Here is a 15,731-nt window from a genome sequence, read left to right as displayed (position 1 = left end):
ACAAGTCACGGGATTTAAAATCCCGTGACTTGTATGTTTATGTCCCAGTAACTTTACTAGCTTATAATACCTATTCCCCACAAAGTACCCCCCAATAATTCACTTTTTAGGTTTAATAAAAGTAAAAGAAACAGCGTTAACAATGGATTAACGCTGTTTTTAAATTAGTCACTTCGGTGACCACATAAAATGGGGATGTGTTTCTTGCTGAAGATATGAGCAAAGATGGAAAGCGAGTAGGGTACATTACCAATATATGATGTTTACCACCAAGTTGATAGGTATTTATCCTTTACGATAAATAATCTTCCTTACTTTGTCGTAGTGGAGGAATTGTCCAATATGTCCCGATTCGCCATAGCCATTCCATAGGGCCAAAGCGGAAAAAGTATAGCCATAGCTTACTAAAGAGCAATTGGCAAACATAAATACCTAAACAAATCCACAAAGATTCAAGATAGCGAAGTTGTCCGATTAAACCGAAAGCATGACCAATTAAGAGAATGAGCACTGTTTGCCCCAAGTAATTAGTCAAGGCCATGCGCCCATATGCTTTTAACGGTGCCAATAGTCGCTGGAACAAAGTATTTTGTAATAATAGGATGATTGTTCCCATGTAAAAGGCAGAAGCAAATGGGCTAAACTGTAGTCCAATTAATGAAAATTGCTCGATATTTGTAATATGAGGCTCTAGCTGATCCTTGGGCAAATGTTGGATATTAACAAGAGGCTCAGGGACATACTGCCATTGATAAAACCAGCTAGCCATGCTTATAAAGCCCATTACAATCGTCACTAACCTGATTTTATTTCGATGTAACGAGATATTTTCAAATAAATGATATTGACCAGCAGCTAGACCAAGCAAAATCAGTGGAAATGGCATTAAAATTTTTAGACCAAAATAGGCGGTGATGGCTAGTAGGATGAACCCAAGGATGAGATTGATGTCTTTGCGCATTTTATAAAAAGGTAAGGCTACAAAGCCAAAAATAGCATAGACAGTTAAGGCTTCACCGGGTTGGAAATAAAAATGCACAAGCCCCATACACAGTAAAATCAAAAGTCTACGACTAAATAAGGCATAGGCTTTTTCGCCCCTTGCCTGTGCGCGTGAAATAAAGAGATAGAATCCTATTCCAAATAAAAATGAAAAAATGATAAAAAATTTGCCCTCTACAAAAAGTGTTAGAAAGTGGCTATAGGCAATATCATTAGCCAATTCAGGTGGTTCAATCCACATTAATGAGGGGATATTGACTAAAATAATGCCCAGTAAGGCGAACCCCCTTAAATAATCTAATGTATCAATTCGTTTATTACTGTTGGTCGGTTGCAACGTATATCTCCTCCTTCAAAACTCATTATAAGGAAGATCTTTTAAAAGTAGTAACGATGAATGTTACGTGAATCTGACAAAATTGTCATCTTATAGAGGCTCTAATGGCTCAGGGTAAATCGCTAATAGCTCATGTGCATGCTGACGTATAAGCTGAATTAGTGCTTGCGGTTCTTTGACAATCGCATGTTGTCCAAGACGAAAGAATAGGGAGCTATTAAAGTGGAGCTCATGTTGATCGATGATCGTATCGATATAACCTGTTCCATCACTATGTTGAACAACCGCTTTTTCAAGATGGGGCTCACTTAAACATTGACGAACGCCCTCGCTTGATAATTCTACATATAAGCGAATAGGCTGCTGAGACTCATAGTCAGTTTCAAGCCATTGCTGCAAATTCATCGTCGTTTTACGGTTTGTTTCACTAATTTTTATGTCTTTAATTCGATCTACACGGAAGAGTAATATTCTTTCATTTGATAGCAGTAGCGCAGGCATATACCATAAGCCATCATGAGCGTACACCCCAATAGGCTGGATATGCTTAGAGGTGATGCCAGACTTCGATTCATACTGGATATGCAGTTGTGATTGGTTGATGATAGCCTCTAAAACGTCCGTTAGGAGTGGTGTTGTAATGGCTCTTTTAGGGTTCCAAAAGGCAATATAGGATTGCAGCGTATCCACCTTTTTCTTGGCTTCCTTCTGTAAGGATTCATACAGCTTTTGAGAGACAGACTTCATTTCAGTATTAAAGGGTAAATCACGATAATAGTGCAAAGACTGAAATGCAAAGAAAATGGTGACCGCCTCTTCTTCAGTAAATAATATCGGGGGGAGAATGGCATTTGATAGCACCGTATAGCCCCCATGTCTTCCTTGTTCTGCGTAAATGGGTAGCCCCATATCACTTAAATCCAAAAGATAACGATGCACCGTTCGCACGGAAATATGGAAGGTGTCGGCAATTTCCTGCGCTGTAAATTTCTTTTTCACACTGACGAATAGCAAAATATCAATTAATCGTTTAGCTTTGGTCATATTTTTTCACCTTTTTATTTAATCATGCCAATAGTTGTCATGTTTTATATTTAGTATAGAGATTGTACAAGAGATTTTCAAAAGAAGAGGAGCTGACGTAATGTCAAGGGAAATACTGGTATTTATTGCAGGGAGTTTAGATGGATTTATTGCCAAGGAAAATGATGATCTACAGTGGCTAGAGGAAACAGAGGGAGAGGGTGATAATGGCTACGCTGATATGTATCAAACTATTGATACCGTCATTATGGGAAAACGAACATATGATTATATCCTAGAACATATTAAACCGTTCCCTTATCCTGATAAAAAATGCTATGTGTTCTCAACAACTCAAACTGGGGAAAATGAGCATGTGACGTTTATCCAAGAGGATGTCATCACATTTACTCAACGTTTAAAAGAGCAAGAAGGCACAAAGATTTGGATGGTAGGGGGAGGGGAGCTTCTAGATGCTTTTTTACAGGAGCGGCTAATTGACGAATGGATTATTACGATTACACCGCATTTACTGGGCTCAGGAATACCCTTGTTTAAATCTCCACGTCCATTCGAAAACTTAAGGCTATTGGAAACAAAACGATATGGTCAAATGGTACAACTGCATTATGAGGTAAAGAAAGAGGCTTAAATCACGCCTCTTTTTTATTTGATAAAGGAACGATAGATTTCTCCTAAGAGACCTTGCATTTGATGGACGCCTGTATCGGTGTTAATCATGGCCACAAAGCCTTTGTCTAGGTGGGGGTAGGCCACTAGCATACATTGATAGCCAACACCCCAGCCAAGCGAGGATATTTCAAGCTGCTCACCAGCACCATCAAGAAATACACCAAGGCCCATCCATTCTTTACAGCCCTGAGGACGAATTAGCTCATGAATTGAAGCTAAACCAAGTGTACCCTTTCCCTTGATAGCCTGCATTACCTCTTGTAATAATTTTGCTAGATCTGACGGTGTTGTCCATAATCCACAAGCTGCATCATACGGGTAAATAGGGTATCTTTGTGCTGTTAGGGTGCCACCTTTCTGATGACCACTTGCTGTATTGGCAGTTGGGAATGCGGAAGAAAAAAAGCTATTTGTCATGGCTAGTGGTTGAAAAATCAGGTCTGTCATGAGTGTTGAAAAACTTGAGCCTGTTGTATCCTCAATCAGCAATTGAACAATGCAAAAGCCAGCATCGGAATAGTGAAATTCTTGCTCAGCCTCAAAAGTACTATCGATTGGTATAGAACAATAAGGAGTTGTACCTTTTAATAAGTCGACCATCGAAGGCCTCTGCCATAGTGAATGTAAGGGAGAGAAGCTGCCTTTAGGGTCAATAATCCCGGCCTGATGACTTAACAAATGTCGTAATGTTACTTTTTTTTCCTGAGTGTAGCTATGTTCTGGCATCTTCCAAGATGTGAGCTTTTGATTAATATCCTCATCTAAATCTACGATACCTTGCTCGACCAGCTTCATCACTAAAATGCTTGTAACTAGTTTACTAATTGAACAGGCATTGAAGATGGTTTCGGTATTGATTCTGTTAGTTTTCCCGACTTCTAATAGACCAAAGCACTCTGCTTTCTGAAGCTCACCATCCTTTATATAGGCAATGCTGAGGCCAGCTATTTGTTGTTGCGACATTTGCTCATGTATTGTCATGAATAAAGATCTCCTAGTTTTCCTTCATCATACCATAATTGGGAATGAATGTTCTTGGAAAACTATCGTTATGTAAGCTGAAATCTATTGTATAATAAAGGAATTATTTCTACAAAGGTACATATAATGGAGGGGTTCTGTGACAAAAGCGTTTCCACAAAAAATACATAGCATTGGGTCCGTTGGCAGTGGGAAAACAACATTGGCGAGGAAGTTATCTAAAACCTTGCAGATTCCTTATTATGAGCTTGATAATGTGGCATGGATGCGAAAGGAATCAGGGGATATTTTAAGAACAGATGAAGAAAAAAAGGAGCACTTACAAACCATTCTCCAAACGAACAGTTGGATTATAGAGGGGATCCATCAGGAGGAATGGGTTGTTGATAGCTTCCAGCAAGCTGATTGCATTATCTTTCTCGATACGCCTTATAAAATTCGAGTCTTTCGTATAATAAAAAGATTTATAAAACAAAAAATGGGCTTCGAAAAAGCTCACTATCAACCTACTTTTTCGATCTTTTTTAAAATGTTTCGTTGGAATAAACGCTTTGAAAGGGTAGGAAAGCCTAAATTCTTTAAACAGCAACATGCTGTATTGGCTAAACTTTTAATGATTCAGCGCAAAAAGGATTTAGATTCCTATTTTCGACAATTCTAAAGCGTATCCCGATGTCAGGATACGCTTGTTCTTAAGCATTTTTCTTTGTACGTGTAGTCCGTTTTCTTGTAGCGGGCTTTTTTGTTTTTTCTAAAGAGGCCTGTAGAGCTGTCATTAAATCCGTGACATTTTCAGGAATTGGACGTTGTTTATCGCTTGTAGATATCGTATTTGTAGCTTTCTTTTCTTCAATTAGTTCTAATAAAGCATTGCGGTAATCATCTGTATATTTTTCAGGGTTGAATGTAGTTGTTAGTTGTTCCACTAACATGAGGGCTGTATCGAGCTCCTTTTGTACTACATCCTGTTCGCTTGGAATATTAGGGACATCGCCAATGCTCCTTACCTCATCTGGATAGTGAATTGTTTCCATCACAAGGGCATTTTGATAAACACGCACAATGGCAAGTTGCTCTTTAGAGCGGATAACGATTTTGGCAATGCCAATTTTCCCTGATTGTTCTAATGTTTTTCGTAACAATGAATAGGCTTTGGCTCCCGTCGAATCGGGTGATAAAAAATAGGTGCGTTCAAAATAGATTGGATCGATTTCAGTTAATTGCACAAAATCAATAATTTCCACAGCCTTATCTTCATTTTCCTTACGCAAGTTTTCTAAATCCTCTTGATCCAACACAACAAATTTATTTTTGGCATATTCATAAGCCTTCACGATATCCTCATCTGTTACCTCTTGGTTACAGCCCTCACAAACCTTTTTATAGCTAATCGGCGTATGGCAGTCTTTGTGAAGCTGACGTAATTTGACATCTTTATTTTCAGTAGCAGCATGTAGTTTCACAGGAATATTAACAAGTCCAAAGGAAATACTGCCTTTCCACACTGTATGCATTGTTGTCACCTCGTTTTTCTTACTATGATGTATTTTGAGGTTTTTTATGTATCTTAAAATGAAATCTTCAAACACTGAATATAAAAAGCAAAGTAGGTATAGCGGAATGAAACCAATGCTTTTATCGGAAACAAACGATGTTCCTAGTGGAGATGAATGGCTATTTGAAACAAAATATGATGGTTTTCGCTGCTTATTAGTTTGGGATGAGGAGCCGAAGCTCATTAGCAGAAATGGACGACTTTTAAATCATTTGTTTCCCGAAATTTTAGCTTTTTGTCAGCAAATCTATACATCCATCCAAACCTTTTTACCCCTAACCTTGGATGGGGAGTTAGTTTATTTACGCAATCATTATAAAAGTGATTTTGCCGTTGTTCAGAAGAGGGGAAGAATGCAAAATCAAGACGTGATTCAGGAACATGCTCATTCATGTCCTTTTCACTATCTAGCATTTGATGTTTTAACCCTTAAAGGAGAATCTCTCCAAAACCACTATTTAAAAACGCGTAAGGAGCAATTGGGCAAGCTTGCGACGAAGTTCAAATGGCCAAGCGTAAACTATGAGAATCCAACGCCTATCCAAGTCATACATGGTAGTGAGGAGCATGAGAGCTTATGGCAGTCCATCAAGCTTTACAATGGGGAAGGCATTGTCGCTAAGAAGAAAACAAGTAAATGGCTTGAAAATATACGATCAAATCACTGGTTAAAGATAAAAAATTGGCGTTATGTCACAGTCATTGTCACACAATATGACCATAGCAATAGTTATTTTCATGGTGCAGTTTTTGAGGACAATCAATTACGAGAAGTCGTTACGTTTAAGCATGGTATGACAGAGGAAGAGCATCGAATACTTGTCAAATTCTTTCAGACTAATGGACTGCGTAAAAAGGAGCTATGGGCACTTGAGCCTTCGATTTGTGTTGATATTGCCTGTATTGATTTTGATGGTAGTAAGCTTCGGGAACCTAGATTTCATGCCTTTCGATTAGAGATATCACCTGAGGACTGTCGTTGGTTGCACATGCAACGTCAACTGTATCCTATCCCTGATTCAGTTGCTATCACACATCCAGACAAGCCTGTATGGCCGAATACGGGTATTACAAAGGATCAATACTTGTTCTATTTGCAAAATATTTCGCCCTATTTAATGCCTTTTCTAAAGGATCGCCCTCTAACGCTAATACGCTATCCACATGGTGTTCCAGATGAAGGTTTTTATCAAAAAAGTAAACCAGAAAAAATGCCTAATTTTGTGGCAACAGCTTTGATGGATGATATTGATTATATCGTGTGTAATAACTTGGAAACGTTATTGTGGCTTGGAAATCAGCTGGCATTAGAGTTCCACATTCCATTTCAAACACATCATTCTCCGTACCCGACAGAAATCGTTTTCGACTTAGATCCTCCCTCAGTACAAGATTTTTCATTAGCCGTTTCAGGAGCACTTGATTTAAAGAACATTATTGATTATTTTCAGCTACAATCCTTTGTCAAAACATCAGGTGGAAAAGGTTTACAGCTATATATTCCTTTACCCGCCAATACATTTACTTATGAAGAGGTACGTATATTTACAGAATTTGTTTGTCGCTTTTTATGTGAGCAAAAGCCAAATTTATATACAATTGAGCGTTTAAAGAAGAATCGTCATGAAAAATTATATTTAGATTATGTGCAGCATGCAGAGGGCAAGACCATCATTGCTCCGTATTCTACTCGGGGCAATGAAATGGGTTTAGTAGCCACACCGCTTCTATGGGAGGAGGTCAATGAAAACCTAACACCAACACTTTTTACGATTCCCTTTGTCATGGAGCGCATGAAAAAAATGAGCAATCCCTTTCAATTATTTCGTGAAGTAGGGGAGCAACAAAATTTTCAAGCAGTTCTAGATCAATTAAAGGAATGAGGACAAGGATAAGCCTCTATATGTGAGACAGGTCATGGCACTACTGAATGAGGTGAGCGCTTTGATCAGAAAAGTAAGTGGGTTCACCTGAAAAAAGAGCGCCCTCCGATGTAAAAGGGAAGGTTTTACAAAAAGCTTGCATTGACCAGTACTATAAGCGCTTCTAAAAAAGAGGTGTCCCCAATGTCATGGGGAACACCTCTTATTGCCGTTAAAGTGGAACCTGTGCATTTGCCTTTTCGAGGTAATCCAGTATGCCCATTGCGGACACAATGGTATCGAATGGAATGGTTTGATAGACAGGATGATCGGACGGAATGCCGTTTTCCTGTAGATAGTTGAATAAAAGTTCCTTTAAGCGAGCATCTAAGTAGTGAACTTGTTCTTGGAACTGGCTGGATGCTGCTTGCGCTTTTCTACCTTCTTCTAAAAAGAGCGGTGTCCAATAGCGCACCTGACGATAGGCTTCTGCTGGATTTTTATAAGCCCCATAGTGACCGAAGTATAATTCACTTGCTTGTAGCTTTTCGTACAATTTTAAGGATTGTTCCATTGTTTCAGGGTTGTATTGATTTGGAGAGGTGGACGGAATGATTAAATCGATTGCTTCCTCATCCATTTCGGGATAGCGAACGCCTGTTGTATCTCCTACAAACAAGCCATTTGTTGCGGAATAAAGCATTGAAACATGATGCTTAGCATGCCCCTCAGTATGATAAAACGTTAAATGATGTTGACCTAATTGCAAACGCTGTTCGTGAAGAACTTCAATAATTCTTGCAGCGTCAATGGGCACAATTGGATCAAAAAGGCGGTCAAATTCAGCGCCATAAACCCCTTTAGCACTGAGAATAAGACGACTTGGATCAATCATATGGGCTGCGCCCCGTGGATGAACCACTAATTTAGCATTGGGACAGCTTTGCAAAAATAAACCTGCTCCGCCTGCATGGTCTAAATGAATATGTGTCACGATGACATAGTCTATATCCTCTACGGCAATATTTAATTTCTGTAACCCTTCCATAATATAAGGTACAGATGGGCTGGCTGAAGTTTCGATGAGAGCTATCTTTTCATCGATTAATAGATAGGAGCTTGTTCGCTGCTCTCGACCTAAATCATGTGTATCGATACAGTAGAAATTTGGTGCGATTTGTTGGACGCTAGTCAATTTAATTTCCCCCTTTTATTTCAAAAAAAGCTAATTATTCTTATAAATGCGATATTTAGCTACAAAAAGTAGTTGTTATACTATATAATAATAGAAAATTAAACTGAATGTCTATTCATTTTTTTAGGGGGATAGTAATGGAGCATAAAATTCGTTATGATACACGAAAAGTTCATCGTGTAAATTTGGCTATTATCTCAATTTTGGCCATTCTAATATGTGGACCTATGATTCTATCAAAGGGCATCCATTTTTTATTTATTGGGTTAGCTGTTATTGCCTTGGCGGTATGTAATTATTTTTTACCTATAAAAACGTATGTCAAAGGCTTTATTTTTGGCCTCATTCCATCAAGTGTTGTGTTTACCTTATTTTTGCTTGATAGCTTTTCATTAAATAAACATTATATTTTACTGTGCACAGTGGCTATTATTGCCCTGTATTTTAAAAAAGAATTGATTGTTTTCTTTGGGATTTTAACTAATCTTAGTTTTTTCATTTTATATATGGTCAACTCGTCATCATTGTTAGGACCATTTGATGACACCATTGTCTTTGTGACACTTCTGGCAATCATGAATGGGGTCATTATAGCTTTTTATTTGCTGGCAAAATGGGGGAATGAATTGATTCAACATGCAGAAATCCAGCAAAATGAAGTGCAAGCATCCTTCAATCAACTACAAAATACATTTCAGGAAATCGAAAAGAGCAGTCAGGCATTGGACAAGCATGTCACGCAATTCCAACAAACAATGCAAAGGATCTCTGGCTCTAGTAAGCAAATTTTAGTAGCAACAGAGGATATCTCTGCAAGTATTCAGCAGGAGGCATCCAGTTTACAAATGATTCACGGCACAATGGGTGACTCGGTTCATTTTGTCAATAAAACATTGACAATTTCGAAGGATACGGTCGTTAAATCTACTGAGCTACAACAAGAAGTATTAGCAGGATGGGATAAAATGCAGGAAGCAATGACTCAAATGAACGTCATGAGTCATGCGATGGGCTCAACTGCGGAAACTGTTAACGAGCTACAACACAGCCTACAAACGGTGGATAGTTTATTAAAGGGGATTACCCATATTGCAGAGCAGACTAATCTATTGGCCTTAAATGCGGCAATAGAAGCGGCTAGAGCGGGAGAACACGGAAAAGGATTTGCGATTGTAGCAGATGAAGTGCGTAAGCTAGCAGAAGAAAGCGCTGCTATTACCGTCAGCATTACCAATGTAACAAAAACCTTGTTTGAAAAATCAACAGAGGCCCATAAACGTTCTGATGACGGTGAAAAGGCACTCCAGCATGGAGAACAGCTTTTACAGGATGTCAGTCATTTCTTTAATAGTTTAAAGGATTCTTTTACGGAAACGAATACAGATTTAACAAGAGGGATGCATGAATTAAGCAGTGCCATCTCACAATTCGAGGTAATCCAAAAGCAAATTGAAAAACTGAATCACATGACGGAGCAAAATGCAACTTCTACTGGAGCTATTTTACATTCAGTGGAGGACGAAAACCAGCTTCTAGTAAGCATGACGGATACAACAAATCATATTCAGGCTTTAAGTAACACGTTAAAGTCATTAGTCATGGCAAAGGTATAATAGAACCATTGATATTGAAATAAATGGTAGGGTAAAATAAGAGTAGGATTAACCATCCTAGATGGAGGGTATATAGATAGCATTCATCTACATTGTTTTATCCATATCTGGTTATGGTGATTGTTTTTGAGTTTGTATGAGCCGCAGCACAATAACTTAAATATGCATTTGTAGTGTGTTTGCTGTGGTGATTGTCACCATTTATATAATAGCTGTAGATATATTCAGACTATAAATCTGTTGTATGACTTGAAAAGGAGGAGGGATTCCATGAACATTCGTAGTGTACAGAGTTCAGATTACTATACTTTATCTCCATTGATTAATGAGTGGTGGGGCGGTAGGAATATGTCAGATAAGCTTCCTAAATTATTTTTTGATCACTTTACAAATACGAGCCTGATTATGGAGAAGGATGGCGAAATTATCGGCTTCCTCATTGGCTTTTTATCGCAGTCCAAAACAAATGAAGCGTTTATCCATTTTGTTGGGGTCCATCCTGATTACAGAAAACAGAATATTGCAAAAAGATTATATGATGTATTCTTTCATGTGGTGAAGCAATACCATCGAAATATTGTGAAATGTGTTACGTCGCCTATTAACGAAGTGTCCATCGCCTTCCACAAGAATCTCGGTTTTAGAATGGAAAAGGGTGACAAGGTGATTGATAATATGTCCATTCATAGTAATTATGGTGGTGAAAATCAAGATCGTGTGTTGTTTTATAAAATTCTACCGTAATTTACTTTAGATAATTGGCATATAGTCCCGAATAAGGGGGCTATACATGTTAATTAAAAGGTTATTTACGTTATGGTTTCTACTTTTAAGCATTGTTTGTGGTGCATTTTTCTTTTTTGCAAATGCACCTATTCAATATGCAGAAAAAACCAATGTTTCTATGTCACAACCTAGTAATGATGAATTATTGCGTTATATTCAGCAATATCAATTTTTAATTAGTGAGATTTCTTATACATTGCGCAAAGAATCCTATAGCTTTCTATTAGATTATGGAATTTTACCTAATGGAAAAATAGAGCTCCTTGTGTCATTACCCGACAAGGTCGATCACAAGACAAAGCAACATATAGAAGAAACAATGCTGGACGTTATCACAGCTAATGAATTAAACCCCATCTCTTTTCAAATAACATTAAAGCAACTCTATGAGCCAGCAGAAGCGATCTCAACTCGGCTAAGTTATAATGATGTCATGGCCAATCTGTTTGAGGCAATGTTTGCACAAAATTTTGGCACTTTCAGCATTGACCATAGTATGACGTCTGAGAAAATTCAAGTAAGAATTAATTTAACACAAGAGAAAAATGACAAGGCTAAAAAGAAGGCTCAACAGTTAGCAAAAGATACGATAATGCAGCATCAATTTGATGTAGAAGCCTTTTCTATTGAAGTTCAAAATCAGATTAAAGTTTTAGATTAGAAAATTAACACGAATTTTGTTTGGCTAGGTATGGTGGTCATTTTCAAAGGATGTGCAGTGTAAGGGTTTTGATTTCTAAAAACGAGCAAACCATTATGGTGATGCTCTTTTTTTATTAATAATCTCAATAACCATCAAAAAGCATGGGGGTAAAAAGAAATGAATAAAACAAAACGTAAAATAGCAATCATTACAGGTGCAAGCCACCCTCAAGATATTGGAACAGCTATTTGTAGAAGATTGGCTACGGATGGTGTCAATGTTTTTTTCACACACTGGCATGCTGATCGTAAGTGGATAGGAGAATTCAAGCAGGAGATTTTGAGTAAGGGTGTTTCATGTGAAGAATTGTCAATTGATTTAGCAGATTCCCAAGCTCCAAAAACGATACTCCAAACGGTTTTCGAAAAACTAGGTGTACCTTCTATTTTAGTAAATAATGCTGCCCATTCAGCACAAGATGGTTATTTAGCGTTAGATGCTCAAACATTAGACGAACATTACGCGGTGAATATGAGGTCTACCTTACTACTTTGTGTGGAATTTGCACGTCTTTTTGAAAAAGCTAATTTAAATTCAGGGAGAATCATTAATATGACATCTGGTCAAGATTTAGGTCCTATGAGGGGAGAGTTAGCCTATGTAGCAACGAAAGGGGCAATTTCCGCCTTTACTAGATCATTAGCACAGGAGCTAGCACCACTGGGCATTACCGTCAATGCTGTCAATCCAGGGCCAACAGATTCTACATGGATGAATGATGAGATTAGGGGTTATCTGTTACCAAAATTTCCAATGGGGCGGATTGGGACACCAGTGGATGTGGCCAAGGTGATTAGCTTTCTTGCTAGCGAGGAGGCTACATGGATAACTGGACAAATAATCCACTCAGAGGGCGGGTTTCTACGAGGATAATTGAGATGAAAAGCCTTGCTACAGTTGTGGCAAGGTTTTTTACGTGCTTATAAGTACGTAAAAAGGGTCACTCCCGAAAATGGAAATGACCAAGGTTTGTTAGGTGTGTTCGTTGGAGGAAAAAATCTTAAAGAACAGATACACTACTATTTTATTCGGTTAGTATAATAATTTCTAGGCTTTGAACCAGTATCTGAGTTTCTTCCTAGGGGCTTTATTTTTTCCCCTCATCAACACTTTTATATTCCTCCTACTTATGTATAGAAAGGCAAAAAGGTTGCTGTAGACCCACTCGATGTTGAGTTGTTATGATCATAATGTACGTAAGTGGGAGGTAAGTGAATTGGAAGCAGAAAGATATAATAATCTTAAATTAGGTGAACGTGGTGCCATCATCAGTATTATTGCATATATAATTTTATCCATCATAAAAGTTGGCATTGGTTACTTGAGTGGTTCAGAAGCTTTAAAAGCGGATGGATTGAATAATACGACAGATATTATTGCCTCTATTGCAGTACTTATTGGACTAAAGCTTTCACAAAAACCCGCAGATCATGATCATCGCTATGGTCATTGGAAAAGTGAAACCATTGCATCAATGGTCGCTTCATTTATTATGATGGCCGTTGGTATTCAAGTATTGGTCGGTGGTTTTTCTTCCATTTTTCAGGGTGGAAAAGAGTCGCCGGATATGGTTGCAGCCTATGTAGGGGTAGGATCAGCATTGGTGATGTATTTTGTTTATCGTTACAACAAACAATTGGCTGAAAAAGTCAATAGTAAAGCGGTTATGGCTGCAGCTAAAGATAATTTGTCAGATGCTTGGGTAAGTATTGGAACCGCTGTAGGAATTTTAGGGTCACAACTACATATGCCTTGGTTAGATACAGTAACTGCGATCGTTGTAGGTTTCATCATTTGTAAAACAGCTTGGGAGATTTTTAAGGAAGCTTCTCATGAACTATCGGATGGGTTTGATGAGAAAATTCTTCAAACATACAAAGAGATTATTTTAAAAATAGATGGCGTTAAAGGATTGAAAGAAATTAGAGGAAGAAATTATGGTAATAATGAGGTAATTGATGTCGTTATACTTGTAGATGCAAAGCTAGATATCACGAAAGCACATGATGTTGCTTCGGTTGTTGAAAAAAATATGGTGGAAGAGCAAGGGGTTTATGAAGTGCATGTCCATGTAGAGCCTAAGGAAGCATAAGGCAATTATGTCCTAAAATGTAATAGTCAGCTTCAAAAAATATACGGATTAATAAGGTAAGGAATATTGCTATTGAAATACAAAAACAATTGCCTCTAGCTACTCTAGCTGCGGGTTATCATACTGTTGGGCTAAAGGCTGACGGCACGATGTTAGCTGTGAGCAGGAATAATGAAGGCCAATGTAATGTAGGCGATTGGTGTAACATCCAACTCCTCAATAAATAATTTGTAGCTACTTAATGGCGGTGAAATGACTAATTTTACCCCTTTAAATAGGTGGTATATGCAAGTTTTAGCCTTTCATTGATAAAAAATTTCACTTTACACTGGACTAATACGATTTTTTATCATATACTGTATGTAATAGAATCTTTCTTAAAGAAATAATAAATTCACATATTACAAAGAGTAATCGTGTTTTGTTAGTTACTTTTTGTAATATGTGAATTTTTTTCTTTGGAAGTTGTATGATTTTATTTAATAACATTATTGGAGGTCATTTAAATGACACAAGGTACAGTAAAATGGTTTAACGCAGAAAAAGGTTTTGGTTTCATCGAAGTAGAAGGCGGACAAGACGTATTCGCTCACTTCTCAGCTATCCAAGGTGAAGGTTTCAAATCACTTGAAGAAGGTCAAAAAGTTGAATTCACAGTTGAAGAAGGTCAACGTGGACCACAAGCTGCTAACATCGTTAAACTTTAATTTTTAAATGAAGAAAAACATTCTTAAATAGAGTGTTTTCAGTAGACAAAGTCGATTTTTTCGACTTTGTCTTTATTTTTTTTCTCATTACATTTCACATCAAAATAATTTGTTACTTGCCTATCTCGACGAAAGAAGTGAGGATGTGAGGTTTTACCAAGAAAGGTCTACCATCTAATAAAGGATGTAAAAGCAACAGGAGGGAGTTTGTTCAGTATGACCTGTCTACAAATCAAAACTACCTAAAACCATAAAATCTACAATAACGCCACTTACTGGATTTTCTGATCCTAATACACTAATTCCTAATACTGTCACACCACTAATATTTGTAATATTAGCAGAGACATATTTCCCACTAATATTCTTCTCTCTCATTTGAACTCTCGGTCTTAAGTTTATCGTTGAATTTGTCGAGTATACACTTGCCACTGCATAGTCAATAGTAGATAAGAGAGGATTGCCATTAGCTAATGCATTGTCTGTAAAATATAATGTGGCTATTCCATTTGCATCAGAGGTAGCTTGTCCATAAACAATACGCTTTACTTTTTTTGGATTTGCATCTCCTGCTTTAAACACCTGCATGACTGTTGGGGCAAGTGTAATAAAATCAATGCTCATAGGCATTCTCCTTTGTTATTTTTAGCCCTAATTATGCTTGATATATTCTATGAACTGTTTGTTAGATTAGTACACTGTGTGAGTAACAAACTTGATATGCAAGCTTGCTATATGCTTCTATGCTACAAAGTAAGTAGTAAAAAAGGGTCACCAAGGTGGGAGACGACCCTTTGATCCTAGCATGAATATTTGAGGATATTAGAAGGTAAATATTAATGATATAAGAAAGTAGCGCCAGCAATAATTAAAAGAATAAAGAGGACAACAATTAGAGCGAATGATAAATTATCATGCTTGCCATAGTTTGAACCGTAAACTTCATATCCCATATGAAAGTCCCTCCTTTCGAGAAGCTAGAATATGTAAAGTATAGAAAGCTTCAAGCCAAATAATCTAATTTAAAACGAGATTTAAATAAATGAATGAATATTGAAGGGTCACTCGGCTGAAAGTGACCCTAAGTAACAATTCGGGAGGTACAAGTTAAACTAGATTAGCTTAACACTACTATTAATATGAAAAGTTAACTCATTGTGCATAGTTTATTGCCTTTAAAAT

General features: G+C 37.5%; 16 protein-coding genes. 9 read left to right on the top strand and 7 right to left on the bottom strand.

The window, feature by feature from the left end:
• Positions 1-292: 292 nt before the first annotated feature.
• Positions 293-1,339 carry a DUF418 domain-containing protein gene (locus tag JIN86_RS00630; protein ID WP_004225170.1) on the bottom strand — a complete coding sequence of 349 codons (1,047 nt, stop codon included), beginning with the start codon at positions 1,337-1,339 and terminating at the stop codon, positions 293-295.
• 90 nt (positions 1,340-1,429) lie between these two features.
• Positions 1,430-2,383, bottom strand: a complete 954-nt coding sequence (locus JIN86_RS00625; RefSeq protein ID WP_202341012.1) for a helix-turn-helix transcriptional regulator — start codon at positions 2,381-2,383, stop codon at positions 1,430-1,432.
• Between the two features lie 100 nt (positions 2,384-2,483).
• Between JIN86_RS00625 and JIN86_RS00620 the strand changes: the two genes are divergently transcribed.
• Positions 2,484-3,014 (top strand): dihydrofolate reductase family protein, encoded by a 531-nt coding sequence (locus JIN86_RS00620; protein ID WP_202341011.1) that lies wholly within the window; start codon positions 2,484-2,486, stop codon positions 3,012-3,014.
• A 14-nt stretch (positions 3,015-3,028) separates the two neighbouring features.
• Here the strand turns inward: JIN86_RS00620 and JIN86_RS00615 are convergent, their stop codons facing one another.
• A complete protein-coding gene (locus tag JIN86_RS00615) occupies positions 3,029-4,036 on the bottom strand; it encodes a serine hydrolase domain-containing protein (protein WP_202341010.1) in 1,008 nt (335 codons plus the stop codon).
• A 139-nt stretch (positions 4,037-4,175) separates the two neighbouring features.
• Between JIN86_RS00615 and JIN86_RS00610 the strand changes: the two genes are divergently transcribed.
• Complete coding sequence (locus tag JIN86_RS00610) at positions 4,176-4,697, top strand: AAA family ATPase (protein ID WP_202341009.1); 522 nt, start codon at positions 4,176-4,178, stop codon at positions 4,695-4,697.
• Positions 4,698-4,728: 31 nt separating this feature from the next.
• Here JIN86_RS00610 and ku read toward each other — a convergent pair whose 3' ends face one another.
• Entirely contained in the window at positions 4,729-5,550 is an 822-nt protein-coding gene (gene ku / locus JIN86_RS00605; RefSeq protein ID WP_004225181.1) for a non-homologous end joining protein Ku, read from the bottom strand.
• A 106-nt stretch (positions 5,551-5,656) separates the two neighbouring features.
• Between ku and JIN86_RS00600 the strand changes: the two genes are divergently transcribed.
• Positions 5,657-7,474, top strand: coding sequence for a DNA ligase D (locus JIN86_RS00600; RefSeq protein WP_202341008.1), 1,818 nt, complete (start codon positions 5,657-5,659; stop codon positions 7,472-7,474).
• Positions 7,475-7,685: 211 nt separating this feature from the next.
• Here the strand turns inward: JIN86_RS00600 and JIN86_RS00595 are convergent, their stop codons facing one another.
• Positions 7,686-8,648: an MBL fold metallo-hydrolase gene (locus JIN86_RS00595; RefSeq protein ID WP_202341007.1), complete on the bottom strand. Its 963-nt coding sequence runs from the start codon at positions 8,646-8,648 to the stop codon at positions 7,686-7,688.
• A gap of 137 nt (positions 8,649-8,785) precedes the next feature.
• Between JIN86_RS00595 and JIN86_RS00590 the strand changes: the two genes are divergently transcribed.
• The 6 genes from JIN86_RS00590 to JIN86_RS00565 all read left to right on the top strand — a co-directional run bounded on the left by JIN86_RS00590 (position 8,786) and on the right by JIN86_RS00565 (position 14,549).
• A complete protein-coding gene (locus JIN86_RS00590; protein ID WP_202341006.1) occupies positions 8,786-10,261 on the top strand; it encodes a methyl-accepting chemotaxis protein in 1,476 nt (491 codons plus the stop codon).
• Between the two features lie 270 nt (positions 10,262-10,531).
• Positions 10,532-11,005, top strand: a complete 474-nt coding sequence (locus tag JIN86_RS00585) for a GNAT family N-acetyltransferase (protein ID WP_004225188.1) — start codon at positions 10,532-10,534, stop codon at positions 11,003-11,005.
• 46 nt (positions 11,006-11,051) lie between these two features.
• Positions 11,052-11,708 carry a hypothetical protein gene (locus tag JIN86_RS00580; RefSeq protein WP_202341005.1) on the top strand — a complete coding sequence of 219 codons (657 nt, stop codon included), beginning with the start codon at positions 11,052-11,054 and terminating at the stop codon, positions 11,706-11,708.
• 159 nt (positions 11,709-11,867) lie between these two features.
• Entirely contained in the window at positions 11,868-12,623 is a 756-nt protein-coding gene (locus tag JIN86_RS00575) for an SDR family oxidoreductase (protein WP_202341004.1), read from the top strand.
• Positions 12,624-12,966: 343 nt separating this feature from the next.
• Complete coding sequence (locus tag JIN86_RS00570) at positions 12,967-13,842, top strand: cation diffusion facilitator family transporter (RefSeq protein WP_301281713.1); 876 nt, start codon at positions 12,967-12,969, stop codon at positions 13,840-13,842.
• A gap of 506 nt (positions 13,843-14,348) precedes the next feature.
• Positions 14,349-14,549 carry a cold-shock protein gene (locus JIN86_RS00565; protein ID WP_004225195.1) on the top strand — a complete coding sequence of 67 codons (201 nt, stop codon included), beginning with the start codon at positions 14,349-14,351 and terminating at the stop codon, positions 14,547-14,549.
• Positions 14,550-14,774: 225 nt separating this feature from the next.
• Here the strand turns inward: JIN86_RS00565 and JIN86_RS00560 are convergent, their stop codons facing one another.
• Both JIN86_RS00560 and JIN86_RS00555 read right to left on the bottom strand, forming a co-directional pair.
• Positions 14,775-15,173, bottom strand: coding sequence for a hypothetical protein (locus JIN86_RS00560; protein ID WP_004225196.1), 399 nt, complete (start codon positions 15,171-15,173; stop codon positions 14,775-14,777).
• Positions 15,174-15,385: 212 nt separating this feature from the next.
• On the bottom strand, positions 15,386-15,502 hold the full coding sequence (locus JIN86_RS00555) for a YjcZ family sporulation protein (RefSeq protein ID WP_004225198.1): 117 nt from the start codon (positions 15,500-15,502) through the stop codon (positions 15,386-15,388).
• Between the last annotated feature and the right edge of the window lie 229 nt (positions 15,503-15,731).

It is taken from the genome of Lysinibacillus sp. HST-98 (genome assembly GCF_016757845.1).
GTDB classification, from domain to species: domain Bacteria; phylum Bacillota; class Bacilli; order Bacillales_A; family Planococcaceae; genus Lysinibacillus; species Lysinibacillus capsici.
This window is presented reverse-complemented; position numbering and strand designations above follow the sequence as displayed.